The following is a 21,916-nucleotide window of genomic DNA, read 5'->3' as shown; positions in this document are numbered from 1 at the left end:
GAAAAAATGCGTCTACTATTATGAAGTAGGCGCATTATCTATTTACTGAGGTTCTACCGGTAAAATCGAAACAAACTCTTTTTTCATATCTTTTTCATCTTCATTTAAGAATATATGAATATCACCATAGTCATTAGAAGTACGAATGAGTCTTCCGATACCTTGTTGAAGGCGGAGTTGCATAAATGGTAACTCTACCTCTTCAAATGGATTTTCAGAAAATGCACGTTTCGCGTCAAATAATGGATCATGTGGTGGGAAAGGTAAATCAAAGATAATCACTCTTGTTAATGCTTCTTCCGGCAAATCTAATCCTTCCCATAAATGATACGAGCATAGCGTTTTGACCGTACCATCTTGGAAATCTCGAACGATGGCTGATAGTTCTCGATCTCCTTCGAAAGCAACTGTTAGACGAGTCATCATTGACAATTTTGATTTAAAGGTTAACATCGCTTGTTTCGATTTAAATAAAATTAATGTTTTTTGGTTGTCCTTTAATAATTGTTCTACCTTTGCTACCTTTTCTCCTTGTTGTAATTCATGTAAATATACTTTCATTACTTCATCATAATCAAATGGAGATGGCACACTAAAGGATTGATATTTTTTAATGCCTAAACTGTACGCAATATAAGAAAAGTCTTTTTTCACCGATAACGTAGCAGATGAAAAAATAATCGGTGTTTTTTTCGAGAATAACTTCTCTTCTAATACATCGGTAATTAATCTTGGCATAATGACTAATGTTTCTTCGCCATCCGTTTCTTCTAGCCAATCCACTGCATCACCTTGCGCAGTAAAGATCCGAATCGCCGCAACATATTGCTCTAAAAATTCTTCCGCCATATTCAATTCATATTCCGGAATCATATATAATTCAGATTCAAAAACGAATTCCTCTAATAATACATCCACATCTTTTATTAATTGTTTTCCAATGGATAATAGTCTTGCGGATTTATTAATTTTTTTACGATCCTCTTCAGAAGGCACGACGTCATCACGTAATTGGTCAAAAAATAGCTCATGGTCGTCTTGTAATCTTTCCATTGCGTATAATGTTTTTTCTCGTACGCCATCTACCATCAAACGCTCTAATAAATTTACAATTGTATGACTTTGCACTTTTACCGTCATCGCTTTTTGTGCGGCATATTCTAATAAATGCCCTTCATCTAGAACAATCATCGACACTTCTGGTAAAAGTGGTAGTTGCCCTTCTCGTTCACGCGACTCTTTTGTTGCTAAATGTTCCATTAAAAAGTCTTGTGAGCAAATAATTAAGTCCGAAGATTTTCGGTAATGCGCACGATGCAACGTTTGACCACAACGATTTCGCATATCACAAACAGAACATTGCATAATCGCATTGTAATTTACTTTTTGCCAATCTTCATCGCTAACAGTTGGGTAATCACTTCTTGCACCAAATGGACTTACAGAAATCATGGAACCTTGTGCATAGACCCCATCTGGAATGGACATCGCCACATCATCAATCCATTCATCGGTTACAACTTTTTCTGATTCTTCAAAGCGTTTTAAACATAAATATTGATTACGAGATTTTGCTAACCGTACATCGATCGTTAAACCTAGATGTTCCGTCAGTTTATAAATATCTCCGCCCTCTTTTACGAGCTGGTCAATTAATGTTTCATCCGCGCATGCAATTAAAGCGGGTTTACCTGTATAACGAGCATAGGAAATAGCAGGTAATAGGTAAGCAATGGTCTTCCCTGTCCCAACTCCTGCTTCTGCAAATAGCACATTTTTTTCTTTTAATGCTTGTTCAATTTGATAGGCCATGAAAATTTGTTCATCACGACATTCAAACCCTTTTTCAGGTAATTCATCGTATAAAACATCGCCCATCCAATCTCCTAATGAGTCGAAAAAGCTTTTTTCTCTTGATAATTCAAACGGTAATGACTGTCTCATATTGATTTCTCCCTCATTTAGCTGTCTATCGAATAGACATTGAAACGGAAGGAGTGATCCTCCTTCCGTTAAATAATATTATTATATTTTATCATTAATTATCACGATTTGATTTTTGACCCCAATATTGATAAAGGTCTGTACGAATAAAACCGTTAAATAGTTTTCGTTTTTTTGTCGCTTTCTTGCCGTATAACTCTTCAAAATTTTCCATAGAAGAAAGCATATACACGGACCAGGTTGGATAGTTTTTCATAATTTTGCCAATTTCACGAATCACTTTTTCAATTTCTTCTTTTTCCCCAATACGTTCTCCGTATGGTGGATTTGAAATAATGACACCATCCGTAAACTTCGTTGTAAAATCGGTTGCTTGCATTTGCTTAAATGTAATTAGATCCGCAAAGCCTGCTTCAAGTGCATTTTCTTGTGCAATTGACACCATACGATGGTCAATATCTGAGCCTATAATTTCTAATGGCTCATCATACTTCGCAAGATCGTCTGCTTCATTTCGTGCGTCTTCCCAAATCTTTGCTTTCATCCATGTCCAATCTTCTGAAATAAACTCACGGTTATAGCCAGGCGCAATATTTTGCCCAATCATCGCAGCTTCAAGCGGAATTGTTCCAGACCCACAGAATACATCTACAAATGGTCTTGTTGGGCTCCATTTTGAAATTTTAACTAATGCTGCAGCAAGTGTTTCTTTTAATGGGGCATCTCCCTGTGATTGACGATAGCCACGTTTATGTAAGCCTGCACCGGACGTATCGATTGTTAATGTAGCCACATCTTTTAATATGGAAACTTCAATTTTATAAGTTGCACCGGATTCATCTAAAAAGCCTAGACGTTTATAGTGTAATTTCATTTTTTCGACAATGGCTTTTTTTACGATAGCTTGACAATCTGGCACACTAAATAGTTTAGACTTTACAGACTTTCCTGATACAGGAAAATTTGCATCTACGGGTAAATATTTTTCCCACTCAATCGCTTTCGTACTTTCGAACAGCTGATCAAACGTATGAACAGGGAATTGTGCAACTACAATTTTCACACGATCTGCTACACGTAACCATAAATTACAACGAGCAATCGCCGTTTCATCGCCTTCAAAATATACTTTCCCATTTTCGACTCTTGTTTCATATCCTAAATCTTGAACTTCTTGTGCAACGATTGCCTCTAGACCCATTGCGCTCGTTGCTACTAGTTGGTATTTTGACATTATTCAATTTCTCCTTGATGTTCATATTCCCATAGTTGTAAAAACTCAATTAACTCATCCATAGGGACAGGTCTACTATAGTAATATCCTTGTATATAATCACAGCCCATTTTTCGCAGAAGATTTAGCTGTTGCACACTTTCAACACCTTCTGCAATAACTTCCATATTTAATCGGTGAGCCATTTGTATAATGGCATCCACAACTGCTTGTTTATCATCTAAAGTAACAATATGCTGAATAAAACTACTATCAATCTTTAAATAATCCAGTGGAAAACGCACTAAATAGCTTAACGATGAATAGCCTGTACCAAAATCATCAATCGCTAATTTAAAACCAAGTTGTTTTAAGCGAACTAGTTTTCGGATCGTTTCCTCATCACTGTTCATGACAGTTCTTTCAGTTACTTCGATTTCAAAGTTTTGAGCAGATGTATTTTCTTTTTCTAATATTTTTTGAATGGATTCTAAAAAGTTTGTTTGTTGGAAATGAATGCTTGAAATATTAATGGCAATTGTTAACTTGGAGTACCCTACTGCTCGAAGTAGTACCAAATCTTCACATGCTTTTTCGAGAATGATTTCACTGATTGGAATAATAAGCCCCGATTCTTCAGCATACGGAATAAATTCACCTGGGGATACAAACCCTAGTTTATCATTTTTCCACCGAACAAGTGCTTCTAAGCCAACAATTTTATTTTGCTCAATATTTACTTTTGGCTGGTAGTATAATGTGAAATCACGATTTTCAATGGCTTTTCGAATTTCTGTATCCAGAGTAATGACTCGTTCATTATCTATATTTAACTCTTCAAAATAAAATGAAAACCCATTACGTCCGTTTTCTTTTGAAAAGTACATCGCCTTATCTGCACGATTTAATAATTCCTCTGTCGTATTTCCATCATGTGGATAAATACTAATTCCTATACTCGTTGAGACGAATAATTCTTGATGTTCAATGATAACGGGTTTCTCAACCTCACGAATAACTTTCTCCGCAAATTTTGCCGCTTCTCTAGGATGATGAATATTTGTAAGTGTGATGACAAATTCGTCGCCGCCATACCTCGCAACGATATCTTTCGATGTTAACAATCGTTTAATCCGCTTTGCAATCTCCACTAACAATAAGTCCCCTATGGAATGACCTAATGTATCGTTCACTTGTTTAAATCGGTCTAAATCTAAGAAAAATACTGCATGTTGAACAGCGTCTGAAGTCTTTGATGAAGATTCTAATAGGGTATTCATCTTTTCGAGATAAGCAAAGCGATTATTCACTTCTGTTAACGAGTCGGTAAGTGCCCGTTTTTTCAGTTCATTTTCTACATTTTTTCTTTCAGATAAATCTGTAAAAATTCCGCAGTAGTTGATGATTTTATCCTGATCATCTTTTATTTCAATAATCGTTAACCATTCTGGATATGTTTCACCCGTTTTGCGGCGATTCCAAATTTCGCCTTGCCACGTACCTTTACTACGAATACTTTCCCACATATCAAGGTAAAATGAACGATCGTGGACACCAGATTGCAAAATATTTGGACTTTTGCCCACAACTTCATCCCGTTTATATCCTGTTACAATTTCGAAGGCTGGATTTACCATAATAATTTTTTTATTTTCGTCTGTGATCATAACACCTTCGTATATGTTATCAAATATTTTCGTTGCTACCTGATAAGGGTAAGTCAAATTTGCATTATAATTATTTAAACTGAAATTATTAAATGCTTCCCTCATTTGAATTCTCCTATTATTCAAGAAAAGCGGAAGGTGCTAGTGCCATTTCTAAAACAACTGATCGAATCGAATTAGGATCGTTTTTTCCTTGTAAACGATTGTTGTGTGATGTTGAGACTAGCATCTGCAGCTACACTGTTCTAAAAAGTTTTTATATTTTCTTCTTTGCTAAAAGAAAGGCTCTCCAAATTGATGGAGAGCCTATCAGATTGAGCATACGCTATTATGTATAAACATACTTCCCAACTGGAGTATGTTTTAATTCGTTTTGGACAAAGGTTATCTATATCCATCTTACAAAAGTTATATCATAGAAATTCGTAAGCCATGTTTTGTTCCCAAGTACTCAAACGGCCTAAGCCTCGTACGAAATGGGTAGTAATCATCTATCTACGTTGAAGTTTCAACGTCCCTCCATCCGTTCATTTCCTTCAGGAGAGTGCCCCTACCATAATTTGGGTTTCTCACTCGCGGGGTTTACCTCGTTCCACCTTCACCGTTTCCGATGAAGCTCCGTCACTGTGGCACTTTCAGGAAGTGTTAACCATATCACAAGGACTTAGGTCAACTTCTCCGCCGTCAAGGCTTGTACCTTGCCTTACCTTATTTTTTCAGTAAGCACGAACACTACGGTCATCTCAGAGCCGTGTGAGCATGGACTTTCCTCTACAACTTCAAGAGTTGCAGCGATTACTTGAATTGACTATGACAATGAATATTATACTAAAGTTTAATTATAAAAACAACAACCTATTATTGTTATTCGAATAATTTACTTCCAAACACTTCTTTTTCTAGGTTAGAAAGACGTTTTAAAATATCAAAATTTGTATTGCTTGTTGCCTGTTGTACTTGGGGTCTTCTAGTAGATGAATTTTCTAGCTCTTCTTTAAGTCGTTTATTTTCAGCACGCAATTCCTCGACAACTTTTTCGAATGCGTCATAATCTTCCATAACTTGATCTAAAAATTGATCTACTTGGTCGACATTATAGCCCTTCATCGACTTTTTGAATTCTTTTTCTAAAATAATCTTTGAAGTAAATTTTATTTCCATTCACATCGCCCTTCCATGCAATAGGTACATAAAGTAATTATATCATATGACTATTATAAAAGGGATTAGAAGAAATTAATATTCTTTCTGTTCTACTTTCATATGAATCGTCATGGATGAATAAGTTGAAAAATGTCAAAACGTGCGCTTGCCCGGGAAATTATTTTTATAATTTTCTAAATAATAAATTATTTCCTTTGTAGTTTCGATTCAATTCGCTTTAAACGTTTAGTCCATTCTGCTATTTTCTTTTGTTGTTGCTCTTTTTTAAAGAAATGACTTGTAGAAATGTATTCAATACCTTCCATTGTGTAGGCTAATGCTTTATCATATTGGCAATCATAATGTTCATAAATGATCGCCAATTGTTCAAACGCTTTTAGTTTTTCTCGATTATTGATATGCGGTATCGCTTTTTCAAAGGAATTAGCCGCATGCTCAAACTGTTTATTACGTTTTTGATTTATAGCTAAGTAATAGTAAGCTAACCCTGCTTCTTCATCATTAAAACTTTTCGTTACATTTAGTAGTACATTGTCACTTTGTTGAGTATGTTTTAAATCCCCAAACCATTTCCCAATATTCGTATACGTAGTCGCAGCTTCATCTGTTTTGCCTTCAAGTAATAAATTTGTAGAATGAATATATAACGATATGAGCGACAATAAGTCCCATTCATTATGAAAGAGTACTTTCATTAAACTTTCTGGATTGCCACTTTTCACTGCATCTGTATAAATGATTGGGGCCAAAAAACCTGGAATATCCCCGGACCGTTTAAATCCTAGCTTTTCTTCTTCAACCTGTGTTAACTTCATTCTTTCCAAATTATTTTTCCATATTCGTTTTGAACTATGTAATAAGTCAATTTGTCGATGGGTTTTTAATTTTGGCAATAGATGCTGGTTTAAAGTCCACCTTGTTTCTAATTGTGGCCAATCAAAACTTTTTCCATTATACGTAATAACCGTTTTTTTCTGTTGCCAAAACTTCGATTCAAATAAAAATGCAGCTTCATTGGCTGGATCCGCTAAAACATATTGGGTTAATACAAATGCATCCGATTGCGCTTCAAGTAAGCCAATTAAAAAAATATTTGTTCCCACACCTTTTAATCCTGTTGTTTCTGTATCGAAGAAAACAACTTGTTCATCATAACCGATTGAATATGGATGTTCAATGTTTGTCCCTTGCCATTTTGTTAAAGCGTCAAAGAACATACTTAATGGAAAATCGCCATGAACATAATCCATCGGGTATTCTACTTCCCTTTTGAATAGCACACCAAAATCATTTTCGACGATTGCTAATCCAGCCTTTTCCCATCGATGAAGATACTCGGGTTTGTCCGGTTTTTTGAACATTGGTTTTTCGCTCTGTTTATCCACTGTTTTTCCGAGCATTTGCTTTAGTTGCATCATTTTATTTTCATACGACATACAATCACATCATTTCACTCAATAGAATGGATAATACTTTTATTACTTTATGTTTGCTTTCACTCAAACTATCTTGAGCACCAATACAAGATGGACAACCTGTTTGACAAGGACAGTTGTTTACATGCTGGATCGTCTTCTCTAAAATCGGCACTAACAGATCGTAAACTCTTTCACTTAAACCAATTCCACCTGGATAACTATCGTATATAAATAGTGTTGGTTTATTATTATGAACGGCTTTTACTTGCGGAACGACCGATAAATCACTTCGATCACATTGTATATAAAGCGGAATAAAGGAACTAATTGCATACGCAGCTCCCGTTAAAGCGCTCGTTAACATTTCTTCAGACCAATTTTCTGGTAATTCGAAACTTGTCCACGTTGCATTTGTATGCATTTCTAATGGTGGAATATGAATTTTGCCCGAGCCAATATTTTCATGACTTTGGAATTTAATTTTTTTAAAAATGGTCGGGATCGCTAGCAAACTAATATCTCCATAGCTAACACTTGCTGCTTTATACTCTGCTTTTTTATCTTCGTTTAACACTTTTAATTCAACAGCCAAGTTGGCATCTGTAAAATAATCGACATCCACTTCTCGCACATAGGCTTTCTTTTCTTCCCAATCCAACTTCTCCACTTGGAATTGTGTTCCTTGATGTAAGTAGATTGCTTCTTCGTGTAATAACGTCATCGCACTATATGTATCCATCTCACCAATTACTTTTGTTCCAGCAGGGATGGATTGGTCAATGATGACAACATTTTCTTGGGAAGCAGATCTTAAGCTAATTTCATGGGCAGGGAATCGATCACTCATCCAATACCACTGGGAGCTTGTCTTAATGACGACACCTTCTTCTTGTAAAAACTCAAGTAATTGCTGGATATCGAATTCTCCATAACTATCGGTCATTGAAAATGGTAATTCAAATGCCGCACATTTTAAATGATCCATTAGAATTAAAATGTTTTCCGGATTAATTAATGCCTCTTCTGGTGTACTGCCGAGTAAATATTGTGGATGGTTCACGACATATTGATCCAAAGCCGTTGAATTGGCAACATAAATAATTAAGGAGGAATCTTGACGTCTTCCCGCGCGCCCTGCTTGCTGCCATGCACTTGCGATATTCCCTGGATACCCTGTCATAATACACGCTTGCAATTGGCCTATATCCACCCCAAGCTCTAGGGCATTCGTACTGACCACTATTTGAATTTGACCGTTCCGTAATCCCTTTTCGATTGCACGTCGTTCGGTTGGCAAATACCCACCTCGATACCCTTGAATAGAGTCATCCTGAATTTTATTTTTCGTTAAACTTTTTAAGTAGGTCACGAGCATTTCAACTCTGACACGAGATTTCGCAAAAACAATCGATTGAATACCAGCTTCATAGAGTCTCGTAGCTAAGTCTCGTACTTCTAAAATACTACTTCTTCTAACACCAAAAGTCGGATGTACAATGGGTGGATTATAAAATAAAAATGTTTTTTTCCCTACAGGAGCCCCTGAATCTGAAATTAATTCGTGTGTTGTATTCGTCAACTTTTCAGCTAGTTCTTTAGGATTTTTAATGGTTGCAGAAGTGCAAATGAAAATAGGATCACTTCCATAAAATGCACAAATTCTTTTCAATCTCCGAAGTACATGCGCAACATGGCTTCCAAATACGCCTTTATATGTATGTAATTCATCTATGACAATATATTTTAAGTTTTCAAATAGTGAAACCCATTTCGTATGGTGTGGCAAAATACCAGAATGTAACATATCTGGATTTGTCATAATAATATGACCTGCTTTTCGAACTTTTTGTCTTATGGCTGGTGCCGTATCGCCATCGTACGTATAACTTAATATTTCTTCTCCCATTAATTCGATTAAATCATTTAAATCGGTTTTTTGATCTTGTGCTAATGCTTTTGTAGGAAATAAGTAAATGGCACGGCTAGATTTGTCTTCTAAAATTTTTTGTAGGACAGGTAAATGATAACAAAGTGATTTACCAGAGGCGGTAGGAGTAACTGCAGTAAAGGATCGACCAGTTGATGCATAATCAAAAGCTTGTCGTTGGTGCGTATAAAGTTGTTCGATTCCTCGAGCTTGTAATGCCTTTACGATGGATGGGTGAAGTTGATCAGGTAGTGTCGCAAATCGTGCTGGTTTCGCATCTAACGTTTGCCAATGGATGATATTTTGCTTAAGTTCTTCATCGTACATCCATTCGTTTAATAATTCATCAATTGTGCGTTTTTTACTAAACATGTTCATCACCCTCCTCTAAATGTCGTAAAAAGAACGATAATGTATAATGAACAGATTGAATGGATTGTGTAAATCTCTTTTTACTTGTCTCTTTATAGAAGGACTGTACGACAAATTGGTTCATCGCATCCACCACATTGTCAATTTGTACAGGGTGAATATATTTCGGTTTCATTTCATTCATCCACCACAAGGACTGCTCTTTCCAATCCATAAGCAAAGTTTGAACCTCATCTGCATGTGGCTTCACTTCATTATAAAAATCAGGCGATGCGTCAAGTTCTCTTTGTTTATAAAAGCGATCCAGTGACGCATCACATTCATGAAGCAGTTGTTTCGTCAATATAATAAGTTGCATATAAAGTACCTCGTAATCAATCATTTTGTTGTTTTTAGTTTACCAAAAACAACAGCGTAACACTAGTGTTTAGGGGAACACCCATTCTTTACATAGAATTGCTTTTCTGCTAAGCTTATTTTTTGATAAGTAGTCCCTAATTGAGAGAAAAATTGGTCTTGCATTGAGGCGCGTTCATTTTCAATTTTAGCTGTCATCATTTTATCAACACAGTCAATTTGCGAAATGAGCATTTGAATTCTATCCATTGTCATTCCTCCTTTGACTGTATATTTCAGCTTAAATTTCGAAACTCCTTTACACCTGCCAAAACTAGACAAAGGACGATAAAACAACAAAATTTTCGCGCTTTTTCTATGATAAGATTAATTTAATATTCATCAATTACAAGAGGTGATTTAATGGTCATCCGTTATCCGAATGGCAAGCAATTTAAGTCCAATTCGAATGAAATGACAGAAAAAAAGAAAAGAATAATAAAAAAAGAAAAAGACATTTCATTTAGTAATCGAGGAAAAACTCTTGAAGATGAAATTAACGACACCAATATATATTACTTAAATCAACAAATTGCCATTATTCATAAGAAACCTGTTCCCGTACAAATCGTTAAAGTAGAGTATCCATCACGAAGCGCCGCCGTTATTCGTGAAGCATACTTCCGCACACCATCAACTACCGACTATAATGGTGTATGGAATGGCTATTACATTGACTTTGAAGCAAAAGAAACGGAGAATCGAACTTCATTCCCATTAAAAAATGTACACCAACACCAAGTGACCCACATGCAGCAAGTGACAAATCAAAAAGGAATTGCGTTTACAATTGTACGATTTTCATCATTAGACCGTTATTTTGTCGTCCCCTTCAACATTCTTTACGAAGCATGGACAACTATGGAAAATGGTGGTCGTAAATCCATTCCTTTAAATGTGTTCGAAACAAAAACTTTTGAAATTAAGCCTGGATATAATCCAAAAATCGACTATTTATCCGTCATGACGAATTTAATAGTGAACGAAGAATGATAGTTTGTTAAAGCGAGGAGATTAACTTGACCGAAAAACGACGTACACGCGAAGAATTGAAACGCCAGCGTGAACAACAAAAAAAAGCAACAAAAAAACCATTGAAGCAGTGGGTTAAAAGAATAGGCATTATTGCTGTGTTAATTGGTGTAGTTGGCTTTTTAGGTGGCTTAGGATTATTTGCTGTTTATGCAAGCTCTGCCCCAGAATTAGACGAAGAATTATTAAAAGACCCGATATCATCGGAATTTTACGATATGAACGGTGAACTATTTGCAACCATTGGTAAAATCGATCGAAAGTATGTGGAATATGAAGATATCCCCCCTGAAATGGTCGATGCAATCTTAGCAACAGAAGATGTTCGATTCTTTAACCATTTTGGTGTTGATATTCGACGTACAGCGGGTGCAGTACTAGCAAACTTCCGTGATGGCTTTGGTTCGCAAGGTGGTAGTACAATTACACAACAAGTAGTTAAAAACTCATTTTTAAGCTTCGATAAAAAATTAAAGCGTAAAGCCCAAGAAGCTTGGTTAGCAATTCAACTAGAGCGCCAATATGAAAAAGAAGAAATTTTTGAAATGTATTTCAATAAAATTCTTATGTCCGGCAGAATTTATGGATTCGGTACAGCTGCTAAACACTTTTACGGAAAAGAACTTAATGAATTAGAGTTAGATGAAATGGCTTTATTAGCGGGTATGCCACAAAGTCCAAATAACTATAATCCATTCCGAAATCCTGAACGTGCACAGCAACGTCGTGATTTAGTGCTAGATTTAATGGTTCTACATGACAAAATTACAGAACAAGAAGCTGCAGCAGCAAAAGAAATTGATGTGACAAGTCGCTTACTTCCAGAAGAAGAACGTCAATCGGTATCAGGTACTAAATATGATGCATTTTTAGATGTCGTTTTAAGTGAAATTGAAGCAAATGGTGATGGAGAATCACTCGCTGAAGGAATTAAAGTATATACGACATTAGATCCAAACGCTCAATCCGTAGTAGAGACTATTATGAATAATGGCGCAAACTTCCCTACTGAAACAATCCAATCCGGCGTATCGGTAATTGATACAAAGACTGGGCAAATTCGCGCAATTGGTGGAGGGCGAAGTTATGGTTCTGATCGTGGATATAATTTTGCCTATGACCTTAAAACGCGTGCACCTGGATCTACAATCAAGCCTTTATTAGATTACGGTCCTGCAATCGAAAATTTAAAATGGTCAACTGGTCAAACAATTGTAGACGAACGAATGACTTACACAAAATCAGATAAAGTCATCTCAAACTGGGATAATAAATATTTAGGTGCGATGACAGTGCGAGAAGCATTATATACCTCTCGTAACGTTCCGGCTGTAAAAGCCTTACAAGAAGTAGGGACAGATAAAGCAAAACAATTTATTGCAAAACTAGGGTTAGAAGTAGAAAATGTCTATGAATCCGATGCAATTGGTGGAGGGAATGTTAGCATGACACCGATCCAGATGGCTGCTTCCTATGCCGCATTTGGTAATAATGGTGTGTATAATGAACCTACTGCAATTAAAGAAGTTGTTTACCGTGATGGGTCGAAAAAAACTTACAAAAATGAGCCTGTAGTCGCAATGAATGACTATACTGCCTATATGGTAACCGATATATTACGTGATGTTGTTAGTAATAAACGAAACGCATCTGGTACGGCTGCAAATGTTCCAAATTTAGACATTGCAGGTAAAACAGGAACAACAAACTACGATGCAAAGGATTTTGCAGATTACAATTTACCAAGTACGGCTGTACCTGATTCTTGGTTTGCGGGGTATTCGACAAATTACTCCATCGCCATTTGGAGTGGCTATCGTGATCATAAAGAGCCTATTACAACATGGGATGAGCGCCGATTACCACAAACACTGTTTAAATCCATTATGTCTCAAATTTCAGCAGACATTGAAACACCAAGATTCACAAAACCAAGTACGGTGGTAGAAGCAACAATTGAAGTGGGTTCAATCCCATTAAAATTAGCTAGTGAATTTACCCCTTCTGAACGTCGACAAACGGAATTGTTTGTAAAAGGAACAGAACCAGTCGAAGTCTCAGACGAATTTGAACAAAAAGAATTACCTGCACCGTTTAACTTACAAGCAAATTACGGAGTGGGTGGACTAGTCGATTTAACTTGGGAATTTACACCACCAGAAATCGATGAAGAAGATGAGGATACAAACTCAAACATTACTTTTGAAGTATCGATGACTGTCGATAATGAATCCCCTGTTGTCATTACAACGACAAGTAACACGCAGGCGACATTATCAAATATTGAAGCCGGCCGAAATTATACATTCTCTGTTGTGGCCGTATCCGATGATGTACGTAGTCAGCCAGCAACTGTATCCATTTATATTGATAATGCAGTTTCCGATCCTGAAGTCGAGTGGCCGGAAGATGAATTTTATGAAGACAATAACGGAAACAACGGCAATGGTAACGGGAATAACAATGGTAATAATGGAAATGGCAACGGGAATAACGGGAATGGCAATAACGGAAACAACAGCAATGGAGATGGCAACAATAACGATTTAGAAGAATGGTTTGGACCTGGAGAAAATGGCGAAGTCGTTCCACCAACCCAACCAACAAATCCTACGACTGAAAATCAGTAAAATACGAAAGAACGGGGCTGTCCAAAAACAGCCTCGACTAGTTCCATAAATAAAGGGATAATTAACAAGTTTCGCTACTCGTTAATTATCCCTTTTCATTTTGATTTAATTCGGAGGCGAGCAAGACGTTTTCTCATCTCTTTAAATAACTCGTCTAATTGCCGATAACAAGCATATTGAGCTGGTCTCGCTTTAATGAACTGAAACCGCTCCATTCCATTAATCGGTAAAACTTCATACTGTTCTTTTTCGTTCATGACCATTCCATCAGCCTCTGAGCAAAAAATGACACATTGTTCAAATAACGAAATCCCTTGTTCCATTAGAGATTTGGCTTCACCGCTTCGTTCATCATGGGCTTCGAAAATTAATTGACTTAGCTTTTCCCATTGTTCAAAATACGGGTCAGTTTTATCCTTATCAATTGCATTCGTGTTTACGTGGATCATTGTTTCACCAACCCTTTTTTCAGGCGCTTTTGCCCTTCCCGACAATCATCAAGGAGTGGACAAGAACCACATTGCGGATTTTGAGCTTTACAATGGTACCTGCCAAAGAAAATAAGTTGATGATGGGTTTTTGACCATTTTTCCATTGGGGTTTTCTTCATAATCGTTTCTTCTACCTCAAGAACTGTATCTTTTAGACGACATAAGCCAAGCCGTTTTGTTACACGTTCAACATGGGTATCCACTGCAAGCGCTGGGATGTCGAATGCGACCGATAAAACTACGTTAGCCGTTTTTCGCCCTACCCCTGGCAAAGTAACAAGTTGTTCTCGTGTTTGCGGAATTTCTCCATTAAACTCACATAGTAACTTTTCACATAAAGCTTGTATATTTTTCGCTTTATTTCGATAAAGACCGATAGAACGAATGTCATTTTGTAACTCTTCCAATGATACGGCTAAATAATCTTCTGGTGTTTTGTATTTTTCAAATAGGCTTTTTGTTACTTTATTTACTAATACATCCGTACATTGTGCGGATAGCAATGTTGCAATTGTTAACTCGAATGGGTTATCGTGTACGAGCTCACAATGCGCTTCTGGAAACATTCTCTCCATTTCATCTAAGCAATGTTCCCATTGTTTCTTTGTTAGCACGACTGCACCCCCTACTCTCTTTCCTCAAGCCAATTGTAAAATGATACTTTTTGTTGTGTTGTTTCTTGTTGTTGCTGATTTCTTGTTTGTACCGTCGTTGTTTTATTATGAAATTGCTCCGTATGTTTTTCTACTTGTTTTACCGACGTAATGTTTTTCTTTTTCCATTCAAATAAAATCCGATCAATATAACGGAGTGAAAGTTTTCCAGCTAACACGGCTTCTTTTAGTGCCGCTTTAATAATTGCAGGTGAATGTTTATCTATGTCCATCCACATGGAGATTGATTCTATTTCCATCGGGGATAACAGGCGTCCGAATTCCTGTTCGAATAAGGAAAAGATTTCGCCCTCTAAATTTTTTTCTTCCTGTTTTTCTTTTGAAAGAATGGACGCTTCAATTAATTCTAAGATTCTTTCCCAAAGTGGATAAACGGAGTATTTTTCAAATAATTTTCCATTCGCATCGACTCCTTGAGTAATCTCAAGGAAGCCTTTTTGCATCAGTCTTTGTAGCTTTAACGAAATATCATTTTCATTGAAATGCAATCTTAAAGCTAAATCAGTAGGTGTTGGAAATTCATTTTTTTCAGAATGAAACGCTAGTAAGTGGAGTAATAGCAGGGCTTCATCATCTGTAATTCTTAACTCCTTATAATGTTGAAAAAAAAGCTGAGGAATTGTCACATTCCCCTGCTCAGTCCACATTCGGAGTCGTTGATTTTTATTGTTCATAAGTAGACTCCTTTCTTAAACTGAAGGAAAGCGCCCGAATACACGGACGCTTTTATTTGTTCTCTATGGGTAAAGTCTATTTAGTAAACGTGGGAATGGGATACATTCACGTACGTGTTCGGCACCACTAATCCAGGCCACAGTTCGTTCTAAACCAAGTCCAAAACCTGAGTGAGGGACCGATCCTTGTTTACGTAAATCTAAATACCATGCATACGCTTTTTCATCTAAATTATGCTCTGCAATACGTTGTTTTAATAAGTCATAATCATTGATTCGCTCTGATCCACCAATGATTTCTCCATAGCCTTCAGGAGCAATTAAGTCCGCGCATAACACAACATCGTCACGTTCTGGATGTGGTTGCATATAGAACGGCTTAATACCTACTGGGTAGCATGTAATAAACACTGGTTTGTCATAGTGTTCGGCGATCGCTGTTTCATGCGGTGCACCAAAGTCGTCACCCCACTGAATATCTGTAAATCCTTTTTCGTGTAAGAACTTAATGGCATCATCATACGTAATACGTGGGAATGGTGCTTGAATATGTTCTAACTTCGATGTATCTCGCCCTAAACGTTCTAGGTCAATTTTGCAATTTTTCAGCACAGATTGAACGATATACGATACATACTGTTCTTGTATTTCTAAGCTTTCTTCAAACTCACAAAAAGCAATTTCTGGTTCGATCATCCAGAATTCAATTAAATGACGGCGCGTTTTTGATTTTTCTGCGCGGAATGTTGGACCAAAGGAAAATACTTTTCCAAGAGCCATTGCCGCTGCTTCCATATATAATTGACCTGATTGTGATAAGTAAGCATCTTCATCAAAATATTTCGTTGCAAAAAGCTCTGACGTTCCTTCTGGAGCCGAACCTGTTAAAATTGGCGGGTCAATTTTCACAAAACCGTTCATATTGAAAAATTCATATGTTGCACGAATCACTTCATTACGCACTTTCATAATCGCATGTTGCTTACGAGAGCGTAGCCATAAATGACGGTTGTCCATTAAAAATTCAACACCATGTTCTTTTGGTGTAATTGGGTAATCTACTGCAGCATGAATCACTTCAATCGCAGTAACGTTTAATTCACAACCAAAAGTTGATCGCGTATCTTCCTTCACTACACCTGTAATATACATTGATGTTTCTTGAGTTAAACCTTTTGCTGTTGCAAATAGCTCTTCTCCTACTTCTTCTTTTACAATAACGGCTTGGACAAATCCAGAACCATCACGTAATTGTAAAAAAGCAATTTTTCCACTTGAACGTTTGTTAGCTAACCAAACGCCTAATTTTACAGTTTCGCCAATATGATTTGGCATGTCATGAATCATAATTTTTTTCATATTGTTCCTCCAACAAAAGAACTGATTTTTTAATAATTGGAACCTTCTCCGTCTCGAGTTGATTCTAATTTGGCACTATCCGTTAATTAGTCTTGCCATTTTGATTTAACGTAGTTGTCCATACGTCTAACTGCTTCTTCTAATAAATCTAAAGAAGTTGCATAACTTAATCGAATTGTATTTGGTACGCCAAATCCTGAACCAGGTATAACAGCAACATTTGCTTCTGTTAATAAAGCCGTTGCGAAGTCATCAACAGAATTAAAACCTGTTTTTGCTGCCGCTTCTGATACATCTGGTAATAAATAAAATGCACCTTGTGGCTTTAATACTTTGAACCCTGGAATCGCGCTTAGCTTTGGATAGATCACTTCTAAACGTGATTCAAATGCTTGACGCATTTTCTCAACAGAATCTTGAGATCCATTGTATGCTTCAATTGTTGCATATTGAGAAGTTGTTGTTGGGTTAGATGTTGAGTGAGATGCTAAGTCTGTCATTGCATTAATGATTGCTGCATTCCCAGCTGCATATCCGATACGCCACCCTGTCATTGAGTGTGATTTTGCTACACCATTTACTACGATTGTACGCGCTTTAACCTCTTCAGATGTTTCAGCAATTGAGTAATGTTCCACTCCATTGTATAAAAGCTTTTCATAAATTTCATCTGAAACGATTAGAATATCTTTTTCAACTGCGACTGCAGCAAGCTCGATTAACTCTTCACGTGTATAAACCATTCCAGAAGGATTGCTTGGTGAGTTAATGATAACTGCTTTTGTTTTATCTGTAATCGCATCACGTAATTGTGCAGGCGTAATTTTGAAATTTTGTTCTGCATCACTTTCTATATAGACTGGTACTCCCCCGGCAAGCTTCACTTGTTCTGGATAAGATACCCAATATGGAATTGGAATAATTACTTCATCGCCCTCGTTTAAAATAACTTGGAACAATGTATATAGTACGTGTTTTGCACCGATTCCAACGATAATTTCATTTTGTTTATATTCTAAGTTATTATCTCGTAATAGTTTGTCGATGATTGCCTTTTTTAAAGCTGGAAGTCCGCCAGCTGGAGTATATTTTGTGAATCCTTGGTTCATTGAGTCTAATGCTGCATCTAGTATATTTTGAGGTGTATTAAAATCTGGTTCACCTGCACCTAGACCAATCACATCGATCCCTTGTTCTTTTAATTCCTTTGCTTTAGCAGTAATTGCTAATGTAGCTGACGGTGATAATGTTTTTACTCGATTCGCTAGTAGTTCGTTCATTTTCGAAATTCCCCTTTATAAATTCAAAATTCTTTTCCACCATTCTCCATCTTCAAAGAGTATATAAACATAATTAAGATTTTCTGAATCGCTCGTATAGGTAATTTCCCAGACAGGACCCACTTCTTCATATCCTAATTTTGTATGGAGAATTTCTTTTGCTTTTACTTCATTATTTAAAACCGACAATGCTTGATCCTTAGTAATACCGTCTTGCAAAAACACTTCCTGAATCGAATTTTCTTCTAAACTGACCGGAACAAATATTGCTTTTTGTTTACCGTTTTCATCTTCCCCGAACACAGTAACATACGGTTTATTACCATTGTAAACATAGCTATCCGATACTTTTTCAAGCTTTCCAGATGACACTGCGAGTTCTTCTGCCTGCTTTTCGATTTTATTAAACGGAGCATCGGACTTCCATATTACGAGAACAGATATAACAAGGGCTAATGAAAGTAAAAAAACGGAAATGAAAATTATCCAGTTTTTCATTGAATCACCTTCATTGGTAAAGTATTACTTTTCATTGTTGCCAACCTGCTTTCTATCCTTATCATTGCTATTATACCAATGTTCTATCTCTAAAACCATATCTTGTAATGGTAGTTTATTAACAGAAATTTGTGGTAATGCGCGTAAAAATTCTACACCATAAGATTTTGTCTCTATTCTACGATCTAATACAATAAATACACCTTTATCATGGGAAGAACGAATTAATCTTCCAAACCCCTGTTTGAAGCGTAAAATGGCTTCCGGTAATGATAATTCGGTAAAAGAATTCCGTCCTTGTTGTTGAATCAATGAAGACTTCGCTTTAAATGTCGGTTCTTCTGGTGAAGAGAATGGAAGACGAACAATAATGACAGAAGATAAACCATCTCCCGGTACGTCTACCCCTTCCCAAAAACTATTTGTTCCAAACAAGACGGAATGACTAAATTTCTGAAATGATTTTAATAACCGCATGCGACTTCCATTTGTAACTCCTTGTGCAAATAACATGTAATCATGTAAAAGCTCACTTTCTGTAATAAGCTCTACTGTTTTCCTTAGCATGTCTTGTGAGGTAAATAAGACAAAACAACGACCATTTGTTGTACGAACAATTCTCGTAATGGCTAATGCCACCGATTCGATATAATCCGTTTGTGAAACCGATTGAATATCAGGCATGTCCGTTACAATATAGGCCTTTGCACCAGCATAGTAATTTGCTGGAGCTTGAAGTGAGAGAATGGGCACATTTTTGTCAATTCCTAATTGATCTGCAATAAAACGTTCGTTATTCGGAACCGATAACGTTCCTGAAGTCCAAATGACCGCACCCGACTTTCTGAAGGGTTCAAATAACTGGTGAATGGACGCGGTAATATTAATCGGCTTTTTCAATACACGTATACTACCTGGTACATTACGACGGTCGATTTCAATCCAAGTGGTTGAGTCAGTTTCTCCTTGTAAAAACAGCTCTTCCCATTGCGCAACTTTCATTTTAAATTCACGTATCCAATATTCCCATTGTTCCAGTACTAATTGATGTTCAGGTGCAATCTCTTCAACATCATTTTTGAAAGTAGTCGCAATTCGTTCAGCCAAATCAATCCAATTTTGAATCGCATGAGAAACACTTTTCATTAATCCGTTATCCAGCTCAATTTGCGATAAAAACACGGTATGTTTTGTATCTTGTTTTGTTTGGATTGTATAATTTTTCATTTGATGTACAAGTTCTTGCATCGCCTTATTAAATAAATTCGTTACACGTATATACTTCTTTTCTAATTGATTAAACAATTGAAGAGGTACTCGTTGTTTCTTTAGTGCGATTTTTTGAAACCTAGTAAATATTCCATTGTCTGTTGCAAGACCAATTTGTCCAAATAAATATTTCCAATTGGTATACGTGAAAATAGACTCGTCTTGATTGACTGCTGCCTGAATAAATTGATGTGCTTCGTCAATAATCCAACCATCAATTTTTTCAAAGATCGGCTCTTTTCGTACAAGATCTACTAGTATCATCGAATGATTGGTCACGATTAAATCGGCTTCTTCACTTTCACGTATAGCACGGTCATAGAAGTCAAAGTGTGGATCAATTGTTTGGGACTTTTCGTTACTTTTTCGGATTTTGTCAATAAATAATTGACCTCCACCAGAAACATTTAATTCCGTTACATCGCCAGTCTTTGTTTTAGATAGCCAAACTAATACTTGGAGTACCGTTAATGTTTCATCATAAGAAAGATCTTCAAATTTAATCAACTGTTCAAAAGTACCAATATCTACATAGTTCTGCTTCCCTTTTAATAGTGTTACGTTAATTTGACGTCCTAAAATTTCCTCCATTTTAGGAATTTCGTTAATAAGCAATTGTTCAAGTAAATGAGAAGTATACGTACTAATACAGATTTTTCTGTTATTTTGGATTGCATAAATTAATGCAGGAAATAAATAGCCAATTGTTTTACCGATTCCAGTCGAAGCTTCGATGGCGATTTCAGATTTACGATTTAACGACTCCCAAATGGAATCCATCATTTGAAATTGCTGTACCCGTTCTTCAAAGGCAGGAATTTTTTCAGTAAATAATTTGATTTTTTCTTCTTTCGACATCGGATACTGAAGCGGTTTTTCATTTGTTTTTGATCGGGCTACCGGTTGTTGTAGGGCAATTTTATTATAATAAATAATATTTTCTGTATCGATTACCGAACGACGCTTTGTTTGTAACGCATCAAAAAACAGCTGCGATAAATTTGATTTAAGACGAAATGATTTTTTATGCAACTGTTCTAATGTCGTTAATGGCAACGAAATTAACTCTTCCCAACATTTCTTCAATAAATGTGCACATGCTCTAGCATCGTCATCCGCGCGATGTGCATTATCTAAAGGAATATTTAAATCCGCAGCTAAATCCCCGAGTTTATAACTTAAAGATGTTGGAAATAAAATTTTTGCTAATTCAACAGTATCAATTTTCTTTCCGAACCATTTTGGCAACCCCGCTCGTTGAAATTCTGCTTGCAAAAACGACAAGTCAAAATCCGTATTATGAGCAACAAATATGGAGTCTTGCAGCAACTCATAAATATAATCTGCATGTGCTTCGAATGGTAAAGCATCTTTTACGTCTGCATCCGTTATGTTTGTTAAATCTTGTATAAACAGTGGAATTGGTTTTCCAGGATGAATGAATGATGTAAAAGTCTTTTCTATACACCAATCTTTCATAATGACAATTGCAATTTGAATCATACGATCTCCCGAAGCTGGTGAGTGACCTGTTGTTTCTAAATCAACAATTGCATATTTTTGACTTTCCATCATTTTTCTCAACTCACAATGTAAATAATTATAAGCGAATTTTATCATACTTACGGACTTCAGGTCACCCTAAACCCATTACAGAAATGGGTTGTTCAAACACATTTCAAATGTAAAACAAAAATCGCCTATTCTACTATTAGAATAGACGTTTCTATGTATATAAAAAGAGCAGGGGCTCATCTCCCTGCTCATGAAAAAAAGCATTCCGACAATCCGCGTCGTTAATGAATGCTTAGTTTGTAAAGTTATGCACTTTACTTAGGTTTGGCACCTAATATGATTCTATCAAGTGAACAAAAAATAAGCAAGAATTATTTTGGGATACATTAATTT

The 21,916-nt window shown here is 36.3% G+C and carries 17 protein-coding genes and 1 other RNA gene; 2 read left to right on the top strand and 16 right to left on the bottom strand.

Features of this window, described 5'->3' with window-relative positions; translation table 11 throughout:
* Positions 1-42: 42 nt before the first annotated feature.
* The 9 genes from EK386_RS04095 to EK386_RS04055 all read right to left on the bottom strand — a co-directional run bounded on the left by EK386_RS04095 (position 43) and on the right by EK386_RS04055 (position 10,311).
* The gene (locus EK386_RS04095) at positions 43-1,944 is read right to left on the bottom strand and encodes an ATP-dependent DNA helicase (protein ID WP_126657755.1); all 1,902 of its coding nucleotides are present in this window, start codon (positions 1,942-1,944) and stop codon (positions 43-45) included.
* 94 nt (positions 1,945-2,038) lie between these two features.
* Positions 2,039-3,178, bottom strand: a complete 1,140-nt coding sequence (locus tag EK386_RS04090; RefSeq protein WP_126657754.1) for a THUMP domain-containing class I SAM-dependent RNA methyltransferase — start codon at positions 3,176-3,178, stop codon at positions 2,039-2,041.
* Positions 3,178-4,929, bottom strand: coding sequence for a putative bifunctional diguanylate cyclase/phosphodiesterase (locus EK386_RS04085; RefSeq protein ID WP_126657753.1), 1,752 nt, complete (start codon positions 4,927-4,929; stop codon positions 3,178-3,180). The genes EK386_RS04090 and EK386_RS04085 overlap by 1 nt, the downstream gene beginning before the upstream one ends.
* Positions 4,930-5,246: 317 nt before the next feature.
* Positions 5,247-5,631, bottom strand: an RNA gene (gene rnpB, locus EK386_RS04080) — RNase P RNA component class B.
* A gap of 57 nt (positions 5,632-5,688) precedes the next feature.
* The gene (gpsB, locus tag EK386_RS04075; RefSeq protein WP_126657752.1) at positions 5,689-5,985 is read right to left on the bottom strand and encodes a cell division regulator GpsB; all 297 of its coding nucleotides are present in this window, start codon (positions 5,983-5,985) and stop codon (positions 5,689-5,691) included.
* Positions 5,986-6,173: 188 nt separating this feature from the next.
* Complete coding sequence (locus EK386_RS04070; protein WP_126657751.1) at positions 6,174-7,424, bottom strand: ribonuclease H-like domain-containing protein; 1,251 nt, start codon at positions 7,422-7,424, stop codon at positions 6,174-6,176.
* A gap of 4 nt (positions 7,425-7,428) precedes the next feature.
* On the bottom strand, positions 7,429-9,705 hold the full coding sequence (locus EK386_RS04065) for a DEAD/DEAH box helicase (protein WP_126657750.1): 2,277 nt from the start codon (positions 9,703-9,705) through the stop codon (positions 7,429-7,431).
* The gene (locus tag EK386_RS04060) at positions 9,698-10,063 is read right to left on the bottom strand and encodes a YppE family protein (RefSeq protein WP_126657749.1); all 366 of its coding nucleotides are present in this window, start codon (positions 10,061-10,063) and stop codon (positions 9,698-9,700) included. The genes EK386_RS04065 and EK386_RS04060 overlap by 8 nt, the downstream gene beginning before the upstream one ends.
* A gap of 62 nt (positions 10,064-10,125) precedes the next feature.
* Positions 10,126-10,311: a hypothetical protein gene (locus tag EK386_RS04055; protein ID WP_126657748.1), complete on the bottom strand. Its 186-nt coding sequence runs from the start codon at positions 10,309-10,311 to the stop codon at positions 10,126-10,128.
* Between the two features lie 153 nt (positions 10,312-10,464).
* Here EK386_RS04055 and recU point away from each other — a divergent pair, with 153 nt between their 5' ends.
* Together recU and EK386_RS04045 are read left to right on the top strand one after the other, a co-directional pair.
* Positions 10,465-11,094, top strand: coding sequence for a Holliday junction resolvase RecU (recU, locus tag EK386_RS04050; protein WP_126657747.1), 630 nt, complete (start codon positions 10,465-10,467; stop codon positions 11,092-11,094).
* Between the two features lie 26 nt (positions 11,095-11,120).
* Positions 11,121-13,763, top strand: a complete 2,643-nt coding sequence (locus tag EK386_RS04045) for a penicillin-binding protein 1A (RefSeq protein ID WP_179965997.1) — start codon at positions 11,121-11,123, stop codon at positions 13,761-13,763.
* A gap of 95 nt (positions 13,764-13,858) precedes the next feature.
* Here the strand turns inward: EK386_RS04045 and EK386_RS04040 are convergent, their stop codons facing one another.
* The 7 genes from EK386_RS04040 to dinG form a co-directional block, all read right to left on the bottom strand.
* Complete coding sequence (locus EK386_RS04040) at positions 13,859-14,212, bottom strand: YpoC family protein (protein ID WP_126657746.1); 354 nt, start codon at positions 14,210-14,212, stop codon at positions 13,859-13,861.
* Positions 14,209-14,868, bottom strand: coding sequence for an endonuclease III (nth, locus tag EK386_RS04035; RefSeq protein ID WP_126657745.1), 660 nt, complete (start codon positions 14,866-14,868; stop codon positions 14,209-14,211). Before nth ends, EK386_RS04040 begins: the two co-directional genes overlap by 4 nt.
* 11 nt (positions 14,869-14,879) lie before the next feature.
* Positions 14,880-15,602, bottom strand: a complete 723-nt coding sequence (locus tag EK386_RS04030) for a DnaD domain-containing protein (RefSeq protein ID WP_126657744.1) — start codon at positions 15,600-15,602, stop codon at positions 14,880-14,882.
* Positions 15,603-15,665: 63 nt separating this feature from the next.
* Positions 15,666-16,961, bottom strand: coding sequence for an asparagine--tRNA ligase (asnS, locus tag EK386_RS04025; RefSeq protein WP_126657743.1), 1,296 nt, complete (start codon positions 16,959-16,961; stop codon positions 15,666-15,668).
* 86 nt (positions 16,962-17,047) lie between these two features.
* Positions 17,048-18,241 (bottom strand): pyridoxal phosphate-dependent aminotransferase, encoded by a 1,194-nt coding sequence (locus EK386_RS04020; RefSeq protein ID WP_126657742.1) that lies wholly within the window; start codon positions 18,239-18,241, stop codon positions 17,048-17,050.
* A gap of 15 nt (positions 18,242-18,256) precedes the next feature.
* Positions 18,257-18,739, bottom strand: a complete 483-nt coding sequence (locus EK386_RS04015; protein ID WP_126657741.1) for a cell wall elongation regulator TseB-like domain-containing protein — start codon at positions 18,737-18,739, stop codon at positions 18,257-18,259.
* 24 nt (positions 18,740-18,763) lie between these two features.
* Positions 18,764-21,583, bottom strand: a complete 2,820-nt coding sequence (dinG, locus tag EK386_RS04010) for an ATP-dependent DNA helicase DinG (RefSeq protein WP_126657740.1) — start codon at positions 21,581-21,583, stop codon at positions 18,764-18,766.
* Between the last annotated feature and the right edge of the window lie 333 nt (positions 21,584-21,916).

It is taken from the genome of Lysinibacillus antri (assembly GCF_003977595.1).
GTDB lineage: Bacteria > Bacillota > Bacilli > Bacillales_A > Planococcaceae > Ureibacillus > Ureibacillus antri.
This window is presented reverse-complemented; position numbering and strand designations above follow the sequence as displayed.

Coding starts and splice junctions, on each gene's coding strand:
- EK386_RS04095 (WP_126657755.1), bottom strand. CDS start 1,944: ATGAGACAGTCATTACCGTTTGAATTATCAAGAGAAAAAAGCTTTTTC.
- EK386_RS04090 (WP_126657754.1), bottom strand. CDS start 3,178: ATGTCAAAATACCAACTAGTAGCAACGAGCGCAATGGGTCTAGAGGCA.
- EK386_RS04085 (WP_126657753.1), bottom strand. CDS start 4,929: ATGAGGGAAGCATTTAATAATTTCAGTTTAAATAATTATAATGCAAAT.
- gpsB (WP_126657752.1), bottom strand. CDS start 5,985: ATGGAAATAAAATTTACTTCAAAGATTATTTTAGAAAAAGAATTCAAA.
- EK386_RS04070 (WP_126657751.1), bottom strand. CDS start 7,424: ATGTCGTATGAAAATAAAATGATGCAACTAAAGCAAATGCTCGGAAAA.
- EK386_RS04065 (WP_126657750.1), bottom strand. CDS start 9,705: ATGTTTAGTAAAAAACGCACAATTGATGAATTATTAAACGAATGGATG.
- EK386_RS04060 (WP_126657749.1), bottom strand. CDS start 10,063: ATGCAACTTATTATATTGACGAAACAACTGCTTCATGAATGTGATGCG.
- EK386_RS04055 (WP_126657748.1), bottom strand. CDS start 10,311: ATGGATAGAATTCAAATGCTCATTTCGCAAATTGACTGTGTTGATAAA.
- recU (WP_126657747.1), top strand. CDS start 10,465: ATGGTCATCCGTTATCCGAATGGCAAGCAATTTAAGTCCAATTCGAAT.
- EK386_RS04040 (WP_126657746.1), bottom strand. CDS start 14,212: ATGATCCACGTAAACACGAATGCAATTGATAAGGATAAAACTGACCCG.
- EK386_RS04030 (WP_126657744.1), bottom strand. CDS start 15,602: ATGAACAATAAAAATCAACGACTCCGAATGTGGACTGAGCAGGGGAAT.
- asnS (WP_126657743.1), bottom strand. CDS start 16,961: ATGAAAAAAATTATGATTCATGACATGCCAAATCATATTGGCGAAACT.
- EK386_RS04020 (WP_126657742.1), bottom strand. CDS start 18,241: ATGAACGAACTACTAGCGAATCGAGTAAAAACATTATCACCGTCAGCT.
- EK386_RS04015 (WP_126657741.1), bottom strand. CDS start 18,739: ATGAAAAACTGGATAATTTTCATTTCCGTTTTTTTACTTTCATTAGCC.
- dinG (WP_126657740.1), bottom strand. CDS start 21,583: ATGATGGAAAGTCAAAAATATGCAATTGTTGATTTAGAAACAACAGGT.